General features: G+C 29.3%; 13 protein-coding genes. 2 read left to right on the forward strand and 11 right to left on the reverse strand.

The window, feature by feature from the left end; genetic code table 11:
• Nucleotides 1-29: 29 nt before the first annotated feature.
• The 8 genes from ACLVEP_RS00195 to ACLVEP_RS00230 all read right to left on the reverse strand — a co-directional run bounded on the left by ACLVEP_RS00195 (nucleotide 30) and on the right by ACLVEP_RS00230 (nucleotide 12759).
• Nucleotides 30-3653 carry an Ig-like domain-containing protein gene (locus ACLVEP_RS00195; protein ID WP_412582099.1) on the reverse strand — a complete coding sequence of 1208 codons (3624 nt, stop codon included), beginning with the start codon at nucleotides 3651-3653 and terminating at the stop codon, nucleotides 30-32.
• Between the two features lie 241 nt (nucleotides 3654-3894).
• Nucleotides 3895-5289: an Ig-like domain-containing protein gene (locus ACLVEP_RS00200; protein WP_412582100.1), complete on the reverse strand. Its 1395-nt coding sequence runs from the start codon at nucleotides 5287-5289 to the stop codon at nucleotides 3895-3897.
• Between the two features lie 144 nt (nucleotides 5290-5433).
• Nucleotides 5434-7029, reverse strand: a complete 1596-nt coding sequence (locus ACLVEP_RS00205; RefSeq protein ID WP_412582195.1) for a GH25 family lysozyme — start codon at nucleotides 7027-7029, stop codon at nucleotides 5434-5436.
• Nucleotides 7026-7346, reverse strand: a complete 321-nt coding sequence (locus ACLVEP_RS00210; RefSeq protein WP_412582101.1) for a hypothetical protein — start codon at nucleotides 7344-7346, stop codon at nucleotides 7026-7028. Before ACLVEP_RS00210 ends, ACLVEP_RS00205 begins: the two co-directional genes overlap by 4 nt.
• A gap of 91 nt (nucleotides 7347-7437) precedes the next feature.
• Nucleotides 7438-8304 carry a beta-1,6-N-acetylglucosaminyltransferase gene (locus ACLVEP_RS00215; RefSeq protein WP_412582102.1) on the reverse strand — a complete coding sequence of 289 codons (867 nt, stop codon included), beginning with the start codon at nucleotides 8302-8304 and terminating at the stop codon, nucleotides 7438-7440.
• A 119-nt stretch (nucleotides 8305-8423) separates the two neighbouring features.
• Entirely contained in the window at nucleotides 8424-11465 is a 3042-nt protein-coding gene (locus ACLVEP_RS00220) for a C1 family peptidase (protein WP_412582103.1), read from the reverse strand.
• Nucleotides 11466-11631: 166 nt separating this feature from the next.
• The gene (locus ACLVEP_RS00225; RefSeq protein WP_412401488.1) at nucleotides 11632-12450 is read right to left on the reverse strand and encodes an N-acetylmuramoyl-L-alanine amidase family protein; all 819 of its coding nucleotides are present in this window, start codon (nucleotides 12448-12450) and stop codon (nucleotides 11632-11634) included.
• 183 nt (nucleotides 12451-12633) lie between these two features.
• Nucleotides 12634-12759, reverse strand: a complete 126-nt coding sequence (locus ACLVEP_RS00230) for a hypothetical protein (protein ID WP_412401490.1) — start codon at nucleotides 12757-12759, stop codon at nucleotides 12634-12636.
• A gap of 429 nt (nucleotides 12760-13188) precedes the next feature.
• Here ACLVEP_RS00230 and ACLVEP_RS00235 point away from each other — a divergent pair, with 429 nt between their 5' ends.
• Nucleotides 13189-14148, forward strand: a complete 960-nt coding sequence (locus tag ACLVEP_RS00235) for an Abi family protein (protein WP_412582104.1) — start codon at nucleotides 13189-13191, stop codon at nucleotides 14146-14148.
• A gap of 84 nt (nucleotides 14149-14232) precedes the next feature.
• Here ACLVEP_RS00235 and ACLVEP_RS00240 read toward each other — a convergent pair whose 3' ends face one another.
• Together ACLVEP_RS00240 and ACLVEP_RS00245 are read right to left on the reverse strand one after the other, a co-directional pair.
• Complete coding sequence (locus ACLVEP_RS00240) at nucleotides 14233-15000, reverse strand: DUF6904 family protein (RefSeq protein ID WP_412582105.1); 768 nt, start codon at nucleotides 14998-15000, stop codon at nucleotides 14233-14235.
• Between the two features lie 141 nt (nucleotides 15001-15141).
• Nucleotides 15142-16506, reverse strand: coding sequence for an exopolysaccharide biosynthesis polyprenyl glycosylphosphotransferase (locus ACLVEP_RS00245; protein WP_412582106.1), 1365 nt, complete (start codon nucleotides 16504-16506; stop codon nucleotides 15142-15144).
• A 104-nt stretch (nucleotides 16507-16610) separates the two neighbouring features.
• Between ACLVEP_RS00245 and ACLVEP_RS00250 the strand changes: the two genes are divergently transcribed.
• Nucleotides 16611-17087 (forward strand): phosphatase PAP2 family protein, encoded by a 477-nt coding sequence (locus ACLVEP_RS00250; RefSeq protein WP_412582107.1) that lies wholly within the window; start codon nucleotides 16611-16613, stop codon nucleotides 17085-17087.
• Nucleotides 17088-17130: 43 nt separating this feature from the next.
• Here ACLVEP_RS00250 and ACLVEP_RS00255 read toward each other — a convergent pair whose 3' ends face one another.
• Nucleotides 17131-18105 carry an IS1595 family transposase gene (locus ACLVEP_RS00255; protein WP_257360652.1) on the reverse strand — a complete coding sequence of 325 codons (975 nt, stop codon included), beginning with the start codon at nucleotides 18103-18105 and terminating at the stop codon, nucleotides 17131-17133.
• Between the last annotated feature and the right edge of the window lie 80 nt (nucleotides 18106-18185).

The raw sequence follows: 18185 nt of genomic DNA on the forward strand, positions 1-18185 counted from the left end.
CTGTTGCCTATTATTTACCTTTTGGTTATTTATCTTTTATAGAAGCAATTACTTGTACTTCCTGGTGCACTGCTTCCTTTTTTTACAAGTTGGATTTGGATTGCTTCAAGTCTATATGAATATCCTTCCGTTCCTGCACTCTCTCCATTCTTTGCCCAGCCTAGCCAGCCAAATTCTTGTGAATGTACTCTATAGTAGATGTCATATTGTTTTGCCATCTCTCCTGTTAGCTTGATTCTTATCGCTTCTAGTCTTTTACTTTGTCCACTTGTTCCTGCCATTTGTCCATTGGCTTTCCATCCTTGCCATCCAATGTCTTGGACATGTGTTTGATATTCGATTGATCCACTGTATAATGGATTGCTTAAACTGATATTGATGGCTTCTAGTCTTTTACTTTGTCCGCTTGTTCCTGCTACGTCTCCATCATATTTTATTCCTTGCCATCCAATATCTTGAACATGTGTCTGATAGCTTACATATCTTTGTCTGTATGCATCCTGTGTACTTCCTGGTGCTTTTCCACCTTTTTCTACAAGTTTGACTTCTATTGCTTCCAGCCTGTATGAATATCCTGCTGTCCCTGCACTCTCTCCATTCTTTGCCCAGCCTAGCCAGCCAAATTCTTGTGCATGCACCCTATAGTAGATATCATAGTTTTCTGCTAATTCATCTGTCAGTTTGATTCTTATTGCTTCTAGTCTTTTACTTTGTCCACTTGTTCCTGACATTTCATCATTTGTTTTCCATCCTTGCCATCCAATGTCTTGAATATGTGTCTGATATTGGATTGTTCCATTATAGGATGTATTATTGGAAAGTTTGATTCTTATTGCTTCTAGTCTTTTTGACTGTCCTGTTGTTCCTGCAGTACTTCCATCTTTGACATATCCTTGCCATCCAATGTCTTGGACATGTGTACTGTAGTTTACACTTGGTGTTTGTTTGACCACTGTTACCTTACATGTGGCACTCTTTCCATTGCTTGTAGTTACTGTAATATTTGTAGTTCCTGTTCCTACTCCTGTTACTTTTCCATTTCCATCTACTTTTGCAATGTTTTCATCTTCACTTTTCCATGTTAGTGTCTTATCATCTGTTGCATCGCTTGGATTGATCGTCGCTTGTAATGTTTCAGTATTTCCTTTTGACAATGACAAACTACTCTTATTTAATGTAACTGATGTAATATGTGAAACATACACTAATTTGATTTGTATATCTTTTATAATTCCAGTATTTTTTGATCCACAATCATTACCTTGTGATATCCATTTTGTCCAATTTCCATCAATATATGCCCTATATTTAAGTTCATAATTGTTACTATTAGATAATGACATGTTAATCATCTTTAATCCTAACGATTGTCCAGTAGAGCCAATAACTGTTGAATTAGTAACATTAGTATATGTATTATTTTTATTTTGTGTATCTAATGTTTTAATTGTTAAATTATAGTTATTTAAATTATCTACTCCTATTTTTAAGGCTTCCAAATTTTCAGATGTATTTCCATAACCATTACCATTTGTTAAATTATTAGTCCATCCTATATTGCTCAAATGTTGACTATAATATATACCTGGTAATCTAGTAACTGTGCTATCTTTTACAATTCTAAAATCTATTGCTTGAATATTTTTTCCACTAACTCCTGCATTATTTCCTTCATCTATCCAAGATTGCCAACCTATATCAGCACTATGAACTCTATATTGTAACTTATATCCCGTTAAACAATTAGCTGAAAAATTTATAACTTGTATTGGTGAAGATTCATCTCCAACAACCGTATCATTATTAATTTTATCATAGGTTTTCCATCCTTTTGAATTATAAATCTTTCCAGACAAATAGGCTGTTGGATTTGCATTTTTTAAATCAAACTTCAATTGATACAAATTTAAAGACCTACCTGTTGTTCCCGTTGTATTTGGTTCATTGACTTGATTTAACCACCCTACGTTTTGACAATTAGATTGGTAATATAGAGTTGGTTCACTATCTGTTTTACCAGTTGGTTGTCCTTCTACATTTGAAGTATTCAATTGAGAAGAAGAATTACTGCCATTACTTACAATCGTTATTGAATTAGTTGGAATATATGCATAATTTGAATCATAGTTATATTCTGATTGAACAACTATTTTAGAGCGTGTTGAATCAATAGAACCATCAGATTGTATCTTATAATCCCCATTTGATTTACCATCTTTTAAAATAAGAAATGCAAAATTTGATGGCGCAAGTGTCTTGTTTGAAATTTTTGAGCTAGTTGGATATGTTGAATACAAAGTAGTCGAATTTGCATTTGACGAATTTTTTATATTTACAACACTATGTAAATTACTTAATGTATCCTTTATACCAATTGTATATTTTTTAGAATCTGTACCACCTAAATAGTTATCTACTTTCCAACAAATACTTGCTGCTTTTTCTCCCCAATATGGATCAGAAGCATATTTTACACCTATTCCACTTGCTTTATCTCCTAAGAAAGCACCATAATAACGATAATCTGTAATAGGATCTAAATACCCTTTGGATAAAAAGATTGCCGAATGATAATAAATACTATAATCTACTGAAGAATAGCCATTTGCACTTCCATTTGGATCTTTATCATAAGCATGATGACCAAATAAATTGTTCTTATTTTGTGCAATATTACTTGACCCCCACGAACTTTCATTAGCAGCCACACCTATCATCAACATTGCATTTGTTCCATATGTATTTTGGTTTGAAATAAATACATTCCCTTCATTTCTCATTTTACTATTATCTTTAGAAAAATAAGAAATAGCTTGATTCAATTGTGATGCATTATATATTGTTAAACTTCTATGAGATAAATATTGGTAATAATTATAATACGGATTAGAACTATTCACCGAATGTGTTCTAACATTAGTTTTATAATCTTCTAACATGGTTTTATAACTACTATATGTACTTCCCTCATAAAAATAATGGCCATCATAACTATAATAATCTGTATTATCCTTTAAATAAGATGGCTTAACTCCACAATCTAAATTACTGCTATATGCCGTATTTGACAATTTTGTACTAATTCCATGATAAAGTCTTCCATTTTTTACATAATATTTACTTAATGTTTGAACAGAAGAACTAGTATAATCTAAAACCTCAACCTCATTAAGATTTACCCAACCAATAACACCTGATTGCATAAATTTTACTTTTGTAGGTGACACCTCATTATCATAACCTAAAAAAGCTGCATCTGCTGCATAGTATCCATTAGTATAACCATCACGATTAGTACCATCTTCCTTATACTCTGTATTTTCTTTGCTACTTGATTTTGTCCTAAAGTTAACAACTGAAACACTAGAATTAGATGCTCTTGCTCTAGATTGTTCCTCAGGTTGTACAAATAAATCTTTTTCATCCAAATCATCTGAAATATCTGGCATATTTTGTTCCACAGTTTCTAAGGAGATTACATTCCCATTTTCATCAACAGTAGTAATTTCATAATCACTTGGTACTTCTTGTTTAGCAACAGTATAATCATCCAAATTCTTGCTGTCATCTACTATTGCCGAAACATTATAAAAAGGTACGATACTAAAAATCAATGAAAAAGACATTAAAATCGATGTAATTTTTCTATTCATAAGTTTTTTCACTTCCTTCCCCTAAAACCTATCATTTATTATATCAGTAAAAAAAAAAAATTTAAATCATAAAATATATTTTCACATATTATCATTCATTTTTTTAAAGGAACTGTCATGAAAGTTAATAATTAGTTTTATGTAGTCATCTCTTTTATAAAATAAAAAAGGTAAATATTTGGTCGTTCAGTATCTAAAACTGTTGTTTAGTACTGTTGCCTATTATTTACCTTTTGGTTATTTATCTTTTATAGAAGCAATTACTTGTACTTCCTGGTGCACTGCTTCCTTTTTTTACAAGTTGGATTTGGATTGCTTCAAGTCTATATGAATATCCTTCCGTTCCTGCACTCTCTCCATTCTTTGCCCAGCCTAGCCAGCCAAATTCTTGTGAATGTACTCTATAGTAGATGTCATATTGTTTTGCCATCTCTCCTGTTAGCTTGATTCTTATCGCTTCTAGTCTTTTACTTTGTCCACTTGTTCCTGCCATTTGTCCATTGGCTTTCCATCCTTGCCATCCAATGTCTTGGACATGTGTTTGATATTCGATTGATCCACTGTATAATGGATTGCTTAAACTGATATTGATGGCTTCTAGTCTTTTACTTTGTCCGCTTGTTCCTGCTACGTCTCCATCATATTTTATTCCTTGCCATCCAATATCTTGAACATGTGTCTGATAGCTTACATATCTTTGTCTGTATGCATCCTGTGTACTTCCTGGTGCTTTTCCACCTTTTTCTACAAGTTTGACTTCTATTGCTTCCAGCCTGTATGAATATCCTGCTGTCCCTGCACTCTCTCCATTCTTTGCCCAGCCTAGCCAGCCAAATTCTTGTGCATGCACCCTATAGTAGATATCATAGTTTTCTGCTAATTCATCTGTCAGTTTGATTCTTATTGCTTCTAGTCTTTTACTTTGTCCACTTGTTCCTGACATTTCATCATTTGTTTTCCATCCTTGCCATCCAATGTCTTGAATATGTGTCTGATATTGGATTGTTCCATTATAGGATGTATTATTGGAAAGTTTGATTCTTATTGCTTCTAGTCTTTTTGACTGTCCTGTTGTTCCTGCAGTACTTCCATCTTTGACATATCCTTGCCATCCAATGTCTTGGACATGTGTACTGTAGTTTACACTTGGTGTTTGTTTGACCACTGTTACCTTACATGTGGCACTCTTTCCATTGCTTGTAGTTACTGTAATATTTGTAGTTCCTGTTCCTACTCCTGTTACTTTTCCATTTCCATCTACTTTTGCAATGTTTTCATCTTCACTTTTCCATGTTAGTGTCTTATCATCTGTTGCATCGCTTGGATTGATCGTCGCTTGTAATGTTTCACTATTTGTCTTTTCTACTTTTAACTCTTTTTTATTTAATGTGACTGAATCAATATGACTTAAGACATGTATTTGACATTTTGCTTCTTTTCCATTTTTTGATTTGACAGTAATTGTTGTATCTCCGCCACCTACTGCTTTTACTTTTCCATTTTCATCTACTGTTGCTACATTTGTATTACTACTTGTCCATTCTAAAGTTTTATCTTCAGTTGTATCGTTTGGATTGATTGATGCATTTAATTGAACTATCTTTCCTTTTTCAATTGTTTCATTTGTTTTTTCCAATTCAATAGAACTAATAGAAATGATTGATTTGACATCACATGTTGCTTTAACTCCATTAACTGTTTCAGCAGTAATTGTAGCATTTCCTGCTCCTACTGCATGAATATTTCCATTTTGATCAACTGTTACTATTTTATCATTACTTCATGACCAATGAATTGTTTTATCCATTGTTGTATTAGTTGGTCTAAAACTTACACTTAAAGAATCTTTGCTTCCTTTTTCTAAAGTTACTTCTTCTTTATTTAATGTGATTTTATTAATGATTCCACTATCAGTAACTAATCTAAATTTAATAGCTTCTATATTATTCGTTTTATCTCCTGCATCAGTTCCTTCATCTACCCAATTTTGCCATCCTTTATTTGATAGATGAACACGATATTGCAATTTATATCCTAAAAAATCACTAAATTTAAAATTAACTGCTTTGATTGCTTTGTTTTGTCCAGTTGTTCCTAATACTGTATCAGATTTAATATTTGTATATTCTTTCCATCCAATACCATCTACATATACTTTTCCACTTAAATTATAATTATCTTCTCCATCCATACCAAATTGAAGTGCTTGTAAAAAGATTCCTTGTCCTACAGTACCAGCAATTTGCGAATCAGGAACATATGATAACCATCCTTTATCAGCAATATGACCTCTATAATAAATTTGAGGATATTCTACTTTAACTGTATCATCAGCTACTAATCTAAAATCAATCGCTTGAATTTCGTTATTTCCATCACCAGCATAATTTCCTTGTTTTACCCAATTTTGCCATCCTATATTAGAACTGTGTACTTGATATTCTAAATGATAACCCGGTACATTTTCTAAATTAAACATAACTTGTCTCATAGCAGAACCATTTGTTCCAATAGTATCATCACTTTCAATATTATCATAAGTTAATGTTTGTGAAGAATTTTTAATAACTCCAGATAAATGTGATGAATTAGGCATATTATTTAATTTAAATTTTAATTGATATAATGGTAAACTTCTTCCTGTTGTTCCTGCTGTATTTGGTTCAACAAAATATGGTAACCATTCTACACCTGCATTATTAGCTCTATATTCAAGGTATGGTGTGCTGCTATCTCTACCTAGTGGTTGATTTATATGATTTGATGAGTCATACCCATAAAAATTAGAAAAACAACTTACATCTACTTCACCATTTACACCTGAAACATAACCATTAGATTGATATTGCCATCCATAATTACCTTTATAATAATTGTTAACAAATCTTAATTTTTTTCCATATTGTGCAACCCAAGAAACATATTTATGAATTCTAGGGTTATTTAAATTTGAATTCAAATAACTTGTATAACTATATACATTAGCTGTATAACCATTTGCATTTAAAATACTAATAAACGTTTCTGCATTCGCTGCATTTTGATCAACACTTAATCCTGCTACCGAATTATTAGATTCCATATCATAATACACTGGATATTGTAATTCTGATGGACGTACTCCATATTTTCTTAATAATCCAACAACGTAATTAGCTTCATTAGCTGCTTTAGATGTATCAGTAGCATAACTATACATATAAATACCCAAAGGCATACCCACATTTCTACAACCTTGTAGGTTATTAGCAAATTGAGCATCTTCATGCATATTTCCACCTGCAAATGAGGTAATTCTTAAAATAGCGCCATCTACTCCACCTGATCTAACCGCAGACCAATTAATACCACCATTATATGATGAAACATCAATTATTTTTTACATTCACCATATCCAAATCTAACACCATCTCCATCATACATGGCTTTCTTACCATTTTCATAGCCCCATGTTAAATTATAACCAGACCCTCTAGTCATAGATTGAGATATTTGACTTTGTGAATTATTTTCAGTTACATATCCTGTTCCTTCATATCCATCTGGATTTGACATAACACCATCTTGAAAATTTTCATCATCACTTACACTATAACTATACTGTGATAAATCTTCATTTTGTTCATCTAATGAAAATACCGATGTTGGCAAAAACATTGATAAACAAATTAAAAAACTAAATATTTTTTTCATTTTGTTCCTCCCAAAAACAACTACATTATATATTTCTAAAAGAAAAATAACAATTATAAATTGTAGATTAATAGTAATTAAATTGTCTAAACTATAACTCTTTATATAATTTATTTATAATTTTATTATCAAAATCCTCATCAAACTTTCTTGCCATTAAATAATTAACATTTTTTAATTCATCATTATCCTCTATAGTAAAAGTTTTAGGATGATTAGTTTGTCCTTCCCAATTAACATATGTTAACTTATCATAATATTCATCTTTAAATCTACTATTCATATAAATTGTTTGGAATATAGATTCATCTGGAACTAATGATCCTTTGTAATAATCTATATATTCACCTTTTAATAATATATCGTATATTTCTTTAGCACATTCATAGGTCAATGTCCACCATTGACTTCCATAATAGAAATCAACGTTAAGTATATTTTTTCTATCAAGTAAATTTCCTAAATGTAATGCAATATTTATATATCCCATCTTTAAACATTTTATAAAGAAATTTTTACTTCTCATCCAATTTGGAAAATACAATTCATATCTTTTTTTTATAGTGTTTTCCTCTTTGAATCTATTTATTTCTATAAAATTTTTCCCTTTATTTTTTTCTAAAAAATCATTAATTTCTTGAGAACTTTTAAGCGGAAAATCTTGCCCACTTATTAACCATATATAATCATATTTTGTTTTTGAAGCAAATACACTTTCCATCAAACTAACAGTAGCCTCAATCATAGAAATATCTCCCCACTTGACATCAACTCTTTTATCATTAGGTAAAATAAAAATATGATTATTTTTAATAATATCTTCTTCTATTGAACTTTTCTTATCAATATGAAGAAAAAAATCACAATTTTCCAAATTCAATTTTTTTATCAATTTATTTATTTGATTAGCATTTTTATGGCATAAAATAATGTATGCTATTTTTATTCTTGAATTCATTATATTTTCTCCTCACTATCTCGTTTTTTATTAAACTTTGCCAAATTATTTTTTAAACATTTTATCTAATTTAATTCTCACATATAAAATTGACGTTTGTAATTAATCTACCATTTATACTAATATCTAGATAAATTTCCACTATAATCAATAACAATTTTAGTATCACTATGTAAATTTTGTAATGTATAAATCATTGTTGATTCAGGAATCGAAATACATCCAGCAGTAGCATTTCCTGTATCACAATGTAGAAAAATTGCAGATCCTTTCCCCGGTATACATTCTGTATTGTAATTAACAGCTATAGCATATTTATATGCTTTAGGATATTTAGCAAGATGTTCAGCAGAATTCCATCTTTTTCCTGTTTGAGAAATATCAACTAATTTATTATAGTAAATACTGCTACTATCATCTACCCAATAGTGATTATTGTTTACCTTTAAATAACCTCTAGATGATCCCGGATTATCAGCCACTCCAAATGCTTGTCCAAATGTATAAACACCCGTTGGAGTTTTTTTATCTCCTTCAGAAGTTTTTCCAATACCATTTTTTCCAACTCTTCCTGTTACCGAATAATTATCAGCCCAGTATCCATCAGATCCCTTTGTATGCATAGAAACAGTTGCATAATTAGAACCATTAGCAGATACAAGTATTAATTGTGAAGTATCTTTAGCAACATTCAATTGAGAAACCCAAGAATTATATCTATGAAATTTATTACTTGTACTTCCCGGTGCACTGCTTCCTTTTTTTACAAGTTGGATTTGGATTGCTTCAAGTCTATATGAATATCCTTCCGTTCCTGCACTCTCTCCATTCTTTGCCCAGCCTAGCCAGCCAAATTCTTGTGAATGTACTCTATAGTAGATGTCATATTGTTTTGCCATCTCTCCTGTTAGCTTGATTCTTATCGCTTCTAGTCTTTTACTTTGTCCACTTGTTCCTGCCATTTGTCCATTGGCTTTCCATCCTTGCCATCCAATGTCTTGGACATGTGTTTGATATTCGATTGATCCACTGTATAATGGATTGCTTAAACTGATATTGATGGCTTCTAGTCTTTTACTTTGTCCGCTTGTTCCTGCTACGTCTCCATCATATTTTATTCCTTGCCATCCAATATCTTGAACATGTGTCTGATAGCTTACATATCTTTGTCTGTATGCATCCTGTGTACTTCCTGGTGCTTTTCCACCTTTTTCTACAAGTTTGACTTCTATTGCTTCCAGCCTGTATGAATATCCTGCTGTCCCTGCACTCTCTCCATTCTTTGCCCAGCCTAGCCAGCCAAATTCTTGTGCATGCACCCTATAGTAGATATCATAGTTTTCTGCTAATTCATCTGTCAGTTTGATTCTTATTGCTTCTAGTCTTTTTGACTGTCCTGTTGTTCCTGCAGTACTTCCATCTTTGACATATCCTTGCCATCCAATGTCTTGGACATGTGTACTGTAGTTTACACTTGGTGTTTGTTTGACCACTGTTACCTTACATGTGGCACTCTTTCCATTGCTTGTAGTTACTGTAATATTTGTAGTTCCTGTTCCTACTCCTGTTACTTTTCCATTTCCATCTACTTTTGCAATGCTTTCATCTTCACTTTTCCATGCTAGTGTCTTATCATCTGTTGTATCGCTTGGATTGATCGTCGCTTGTAATGTTTCAGTATTTCCTTTTACTAACGACAGTGTCGTTTTATTTAATGTGATGGATTCTATTGGTTTTAAAACATTTTGTTTGGTAATTCCTTTTATACGACATGTATAATCCGTCAATTGAAGCCAGTTATTATACTGTTTTGCAAAACAATGTTCATTAGAATGATCAGCAATAAACTCAATATCACTTGCTTTTTTTGTCGTATCTAGCATAATTGATGCGTTATTTTGATTTGTTCCTATTAATGTGAATACTATTGAATAATATGTACTATTTTGAAGTGATATACTAGAATCTAATTTAATATAATTAATTCCTCTATTTTCTAATATTCCATTTTTAGTTAAAATACAATTTCCTGATGTTGGATTATTTGTATCTGTTAAATTTGTATAAATTTCTAATTTATATGGAACATTGGGTGTATTATTACCAATCGTAACAGCATTAAGTACCTCATTTGTCCCTTTAACTAAAAACTCATTAGCATATGTATCTGTTTTGTCTGAAATAAAATAATTAAATGCATTAGTTGTTCCATCATATTGATATGTTTCTTGATTATTTTTAGGTTCAAATTCATACGAATAAACAGCTCCTAATGAATATTCATCATAAGATATCCAAAAATACCCTTCATTCCCAAAACCAGTTCCCCAACTATTCTTAATTAACCATGCACCATTTCTAGAAGGAACTGTTCTAAAATTATTTGCATCATAATCATCGTCCCAACCAACTATACTTATCGCATGATTAAAACTATTAATCTCTTGTGAATTATAATAGCTTTCTCCTTTAATAACACCTGCTGCATCATAGTAACAAGCTAAGACACTTCCATTATCTAAAATTGCTTGTTTTATCAATTCTTCGTTTCCTTTTGCTTGTTGACATAATAAATTACTATTTGTCATAACATATTGCGTATTATTTTGATTTGCTTTTGATCCTTGCATTTCTTCAATGTTAGAAATTGGGTAATTCGATTCACTTGCTAGTCCAAAATTACTCATTGCTAGTTGTAACATTTTAGGATCAGCACCAACATTCATAAAAGAATATTGCCCTACGACATTTGTTTGATCATTATCAGTATTTTCATAATTATCACCCTGATTATGATACATATAATAATTCAAATGTGCTTCAGATAAATCAATATTTTTATCAGCTATTCCATGTTTAATTAAATAAGATTCTGCTACACTACATGCAGCATATGCCCAACAATTTCCATAAGGATTTTGATTTTTAACGCTTGTAACATATCCTTTATCTACAGAACTATATGTCACAGGCATTTGTGATGATCTAGCTAATGAATTATTTGAATTTTCATTAACATTCTCATCAAAATTTTCATATTTTCTTGTAGGCATTACATTTCTTTCATAATTTTCCTCAAATGCATATACATTTATTAGTGGTATTGACATCGAAAATGTTAATGCCATTACAATTATAATTTTTAAAATTTTCTTAAACACAGTCATCCCTCCTCTGTATTCATATAATTATTGTACTAAAGGTTATGATTCAAGTCTATTTTTTTAGAAACTTTTAACACAAATAGTGGAATGATTCATCAGCTACCATTCCACTATATTTTCTAATTTCACACCATCCAGTTTCTATTTACAAATATATGATACCTTAAATTTCTTTTTTTCTTTTGAAACCTCTAATTCCAAACAATCCACTAATAAACATTAATATCGACCACATACCAACAACTGTTTCATCCCCAGTTTTTACTTTAGAACTTTTATCTTTTTTATTAGTAGATTTAAATACAGTTTCTGTTTTTATTTGTTCAGTTGTATTTTTATTATCAGCTGATTTATTTGCATCATACATTTCACCTTTTTCATTAAATGTATATTGCTTCCCATCTATTTCTTGTGTTCCAGTTACCATTACACCATCTTGATTTAAATAGTATTTTTTACCATCTACTTCTAACCATCCAGTATGAACTTTACTATTTTCATCAAAGAAATACATTTTACCATCTATTTCTTGCCAACCATTATATGCATCATAATTCTTATTAAAATAATATTTTCCACCAGCAAATTCAATCCATTGATTTGGTTTAATTAATTTAGTTTCTTTTACTTTACCATCTTTATCATAAGATACTAAGTATCTATCAATTCCATATCCATCAACAAAAGAAATAGAAATATATTCTTTATCTTCCCTATTTACTGCTAATTGCCCATTTTCATTGAAATAATATCTTTCACCATCAATTGTATGAACACCTTTATATGTCCAAGCATCAATATTTACAAAATAATACTTTTTCCCATTGACTTCTCTAACACCATTATATGGTTTATAGTATGAATCAAAACAGTATCTATTTCCTTTAAATTCAATAATTTCATTAGGTACTATTTCAATACTTTCTTCTACTATTCCTTTATTATTATAAGTAAACAATTTATGATCACTATGACCATTCATTGTGTAATCACCTTCAAACTCAGATAGACTACATCCTTGTCCTCCAAAATAATAAGTAATACCATCAATGGTAACTAATCTGCCTACTCGAAGACCCCACTCATTATAGTAATACTTCTTTCCATCTTCAATAGACCACCCTTGTTTGGTATCTTGCTCTGCTACTCCTTGTACACTTTCTTCTTAAATAGATTGTTGTGCAATATCATTATCAGCATCTAAAGCATTAACCATAACAATAGATGATAATGATACTAATGTTGTTACTGTTGCTATTGCAACTTTTTTCATTTTTTTATTTTCCTTCATCATAGTCCCTCCAATAAAAAAAATGTATCATTATCTTTATGCACATTTTATCTTTCAACACCTAACTACATATTTAGCAACCCAAAGGTACAATATATTATCTTTCTACATACATTTCTGCTAAGTTTATTAAATAACATCAACTTAAAAACATTTATAAAAAGGTATAGAATATCAACTTCATAACTTTTATCTAATTGTTCCAATAAACTATTACATACAAATTTCGCATCACAGTTTATAAATAATTATTATAATTATCATAATATAGAACTAAAAAATATGATAAACTATAGGAAGAAAATTTATCATTTAAATCTTAAAAATTTATTTACAAAAATTCTCAATTGGTATACTATATAAGTACGTTAGATCTCGAGTTACCCGTTGGGGCTCGAGACTTTTTATTTTATAAAGGAGTTCTACAATATGCATAATTATAAAACATTCGATGACCAAATAAATATTCTACAAGAACGAGGTTTGATTATTAACGATATTGACCAAGCAAAAGAAATATTAGAAATTCATAATTATTATAATGTAATCAATGGTTATAAAGATTTATTTTGTTATACAGATGAAAATAAAAACGAGAAATTTATTAAAGGAACTACATTCAATGAAATTTATTCATTGTATGAATTTGATAGGGAATTACGTGCTATAATATTCAAATACACACTACAAATTGAAAACACTTTAAGAACTCTTGTTTCACATGTTTTTTCAAAATATCATGGTGTAGAAAACCACTTACGATATTCAAATTTTGATTTTATTGATTATAAATCCGCATCAAAGAAAAAAATAAATGAAAGAGCAAAACATATTAACGAACTAATATCAAATATGCAAATGGATTTAGCAAGATATACAATAAAGAAAGATTATATAAATCATTACGTTGTAAAAGAAGGATACGTTCCTCTATGGGTACTAGTTAATGCAATTTCTTTTTCTAGATTATCCACATTTTATAATCTTATGAAACAAAAAGAAAGAATAGAAGTCTCTCAACATTGGGGTATACAAGAAACTGATTTAATATCATATATAGAAGTATTGGCTTTTTTTAGAAATATTTGTGCTCACGATGATAGGTTATATAATACAAAATGTAAAAAACAAATTTCTGATACAAATTATCATAGTTTATTAACTATACAAAAAAATACTAAAAATCAATATATAAAAGGAAAAAATGATATTTTTTCTATAATCATTGTTTCAAAAATTTTACTACCATCTAAAGAATTTAATACAATGTTTAATAAAATAAGTGGTCGCCTTTCAAGCTTATCAAAAAAATTAAACGTAATAACTTTAGAAAAAGTATATGAACAAATGGGGCTTTCAGAAAATTGGTATTTAATTAAAAAAATATAAAAGTCCTAAGCCCCAACGGGTAACTTAGGATCATTAATATTATATTCGTTTAATTTTGATTTATTCTTGGTTATTTTAATATTTTTACCACTCTATTTCATTTGGATATTCTAAATTATCATCTTCTACAGCATAAATTGGAATTTGATGCTTTTGGGAATACTCTTTAATTCTTTTCTCCATTCTTTGATATTCTTTTGATGGTTTAATGAATTTTTTAGTAATATCAATTAATTTATCTTTTCTTTTATTGATATCAGTTTTAAGAAATTCCAAATTACAATAATCAACATATTGAGTCACATAATGTATATAATACTCTCGTGATTTTTCTATTAATTTATATACTTTATTAAACTCATCACTTCCAATCACTTCTTCAAGTGATTGGAAAATAACTGCTGATAATAACATTAAAAGAGCTTTATCTTTTAAATAATCCGAATTCGAACTAAACATTTTAAATTCTTGATCACATTCATCTCTTTTACCATAATAATAGTTACAACATATAAACATATTTGGAACAGCTAACGCAAGAAAAAGAGCTTCTGGATATAAAACATTCACACTATAATAAATATTTTGTTCACAATTTTTAATTCCCATTTCTTCTTTCAAATCTTCATTTAAAACATTATCTTTTAAAACAACTTCCCTATCACCCATATACGCATGGCGAATATCATAACACAAACCTAACAATCTCATTTTTACTTCATCATACAACCCAGCTTCATTACTATCTACTCCTGTCATTCGATAAATAGCATTAACTAAATCATTAAAATCATCATAATCTCCTTGTATTATAATCCCTGTTAAATTTTTTGTTACTTTTGCTTGTATCATTTAGATTCCCTACTTTTTATTAACATATATATTACCTATTTATACTTTATCATCATATATTATTAAATCAATCATAATAGGTTTCATTACATTATTTTTTTAAGTATTTTCCTTTTTTTGTTATTTAAACAAAAAAAGGAATCATAACGATCCCTTACCATAAACAACACTTTTAATTGTTTTATAAATAATCGTAAAATCTAACCAAATAGACCAATTATGATAATAATAATCATCTAATTTACAACGATAATTAAATTCAACATCACTTCTACCATTTGCTTGCCACATTCCTGTAACTCCTGGTTTACATTTAATAATGGAATTATAATACTGACCCATATCTTCTTTTTCCCTAGGCAAATAAGGTCTAGGGCCAATAAGTGACATTTCTCCTAAAAGAACATTGACAAATTGAGGCCATTCATCTAAAGATGTTTTTCTTAAAAACTTTCCTACTGGTGTAATTCTTGGATCATTGACTAGTTTTTTATTTGTAAGATATTCTTCTTTGATTTTAGGATCTTTTTCCATCAATTCATCTAAAATTCTTTCTGCATCAGGTACCATTGATCTAAACTTATAAATTTTAATCAATTTCCCATTTTTACCTATTCTATCTTGACTAAAAATAATACTATCATGATCCCCACTTTTGACATATTTATATTTTACAAAAGCAATCAAAGGAATTAACGTTAAACATCCAACAATTCCTGCACAAATATCAATAAATCTTTTCATTGTATTAGCAAGAGCAGACATTTCATTATTTGCAGTTGCAATTAGTAATTGCCCATCAAAATCCTGAACTTCAGAAGAAAAAGTCATTGTTCCATTAACATCTGGTAAATATTTAACAGTTTCTACTTTTCCATATATATCTGACATCACTTTATCAATCACTTCTTCACTTGCCTCTGGTAAAGCTACAATAATTTGTTCGATTTTTAATGTCTTAATAGCTTCATCTAATTCCTCATAACTATAAATAAAACTATTTTTAATAACATTTTCCTGTTTAAAATCAAATAATTGATTTGTCCAATTTGCATCCACATAACCTTCTACTTTAGTTAAGGCAAATCGGTTATTATTTGATATTTTACCAAGTCTTGCTGCTTCATACCCTGTTCCAATAACTAATGTTTTTCTAGCAAATTGTTCTCTAAAAGCTATTCTAATATAACGATCAGCAAGTAAACAAATGATAAACATTGACGCTACCATAATCGTTAAATGCATTCTTCTTTCATAACCTGTTGATTTTGGTACTAAAACAAGTAAAGCTATATAAAAACAAAAACTTGATTTGACTAACGCTTTGATTTCATCCCATATTAAACATGTACTTAATGAATAATGTCCATATATAAATAGAAATAAAAAATAAAGGATTCCTGAACCTATGATTAAATCCATATCCATATGGAAATATAAACATATAAAGTAATACATGACAACTTCGATAAGAAGTAACATAAAGGGCATTAATTTTCTATTCATCTTTCACACCTCTTATTATGTTCCATTATAACGTAATTCAATTATTAATGCTATCTTTTATCTTTTATAGTATAATAGATATAGCAAAACTTTGGAGGGTTATTATGAAGTTTTTTTATGAAGGTATCAATAAATTTATGTATAAACATCCTTTTATAAAATCTTGTGTGTATTTTGCATCAAAATTTTGTCCTTGGATGGTTGCTATATTTTATTCTCTTTTCTTATTAAAAATTGTTTTAGAGTCACAAACAGGATTCTATCTATTATTTATTAAACCATTTACAGTACTATTAATTACGGTTTTACTTAGAATATTAGTTGATAGACCTCGTCCTGTTCAAAAATATAATATTCAACCAATTGATGATAAAGAAAGAATAGGTCATTCTTTTCCAAGTATTCACACAAGTCTAGCTATTTCTATTGCTTTAACAGTTATTGCTAGAGGACCAAATATGGGATTATTATTATCAGCACTTGCTGTTACAATTACTTGCACAAGACTGCTTACAGGCGTACATTATTTAACAGACATTCTTGCAAGTATTTTAATTGCTCTTGCTATTTATATCATTTAACGAAATAAGAAAATTATTTCGTTTTTTTTATTTTTTTACTTAATTAACCATCTGACACATGTGCATAGTATGGTTCGGATAAATTGAGTACAGTAATAATTGCTTTTTTAGGACATGGATGTGATTTCAAAACATATTTCTGTATTTTGTTCATGAAGTTCTTTCCAGTATATCTATGGTTGAAACGCCATTCTTGTTCATTCAAAAACAAAGGTAAGTCACGTTTAGTTACTCCATGATATATACCAGTAATATTATTCTTTATATCACCAATTAATACATTAAGCCAATACAATCTATGATTTTCTTCATCATAGAGTATTTTTTCTGATTTTAATGTTATTTTATCAGTTAATCCTAAAAAAGTTGTTTTTCCATCAGTGTTTAGTATTCTTTCTTTTGAAAGTATTGCTTTTTTTGAGATGAATCTAACAATATTATTTGTACTATCTACAGCTACTGGCATTAATTTTAAAAATTTTGGATATTTATTTTCTTTATCTGTTGATAACATTACTAAAAAGGGTTGCTGTTCAGTAGCAACTCCTTGTTTGTGTTCTTCTTTACTTTTTGAGCCTATATAAGCAACGTCTGCTTCATAAAAAAAGCTGTCCAGAATTTTTTCACTGTTACTTTGGGACATAAGAATCCTACATTTTCTACAAAGTAATAGCGCTGTTTTATAATTTATTTCTAATTCATTAGCTAATTCAATCGCAGACAAACCTTTATTTGCCGTAAAAAAGAGATACATTCCTAAAATCAATTTATAAAGATCTAGCTTATTATCTTGAAATATAGTATTAGAAAGTAAGTAATGTTGATGACCACATTCTTTACATTGAAAGACATCACCTCTTTTAATGGAATAGTAATGTGTACATCCACATTTTTCACAGTAAAAGCCAACAGGCCATTTCATTTTAAAAAAGAATTTTACACATTCATCATGATTATTTGCATATTTTCTAGTTAAAGTAATTAAAGAATCCTTTTTTGGTTTTTGATTTTTAGCCATAGTATCCACCTCTTTAAGAAAAGTATATAATATTTTAAAGAAGTGATAGATTATACTCCTCGGTTTAAAGTGAGAATAAC

Origin of the sequence: Faecalibacillus sp. (genome assembly GCF_047023275.1) — a bacterium.
In the GTDB taxonomy this organism is placed as follows: Bacteria; Bacillota_I; Bacilli_A; order Erysipelotrichales; family Coprobacillaceae; genus Faecalibacillus.

Coding starts and splice junctions, on each gene's coding strand:
- ACLVEP_RS00195 (WP_412582099.1), bottom strand. CDS start 3,653: ATGAATAGAAAAATTACATCGATTTTAATGTCTTTTTCATTGATTTTT.
- ACLVEP_RS00210 (WP_412582101.1), bottom strand. CDS start 7,346: ATGAAAAAAATATTTAGTTTTTTAATTTGTTTATCAATGTTTTTGCCA.
- ACLVEP_RS00215 (WP_412582102.1), bottom strand. CDS start 8,304: ATGAATTCAAGAATAAAAATAGCATACATTATTTTATGCCATAAAAAT.
- ACLVEP_RS00225 (WP_412401488.1), bottom strand. CDS start 12,450: ATGAATGGTCATAGTGATCATAAATTGTTTACTTATAATAATAAAGGA.
- ACLVEP_RS00230 (WP_412401490.1), bottom strand. CDS start 12,759: ATGAAGGAAAATAAAAAAATGAAAAAAGTTGCAATAGCAACAGTAACA.
- ACLVEP_RS00235 (WP_412582104.1), top strand. CDS start 13,189: ATGCATAATTATAAAACATTCGATGACCAAATAAATATTCTACAAGAA.
- ACLVEP_RS00240 (WP_412582105.1), bottom strand. CDS start 15,000: ATGATACAAGCAAAAGTAACAAAAAATTTAACAGGGATTATAATACAA.
- ACLVEP_RS00245 (WP_412582106.1), bottom strand. CDS start 16,506: ATGAATAGAAAATTAATGCCCTTTATGTTACTTCTTATCGAAGTTGTC.
- ACLVEP_RS00250 (WP_412582107.1), top strand. CDS start 16,611: ATGAAGTTTTTTTATGAAGGTATCAATAAATTTATGTATAAACATCCT.
- ACLVEP_RS00255 (WP_257360652.1), bottom strand. CDS start 18,105: ATGGCTAAAAATCAAAAACCAAAAAAGGATTCTTTAATTACTTTAACT.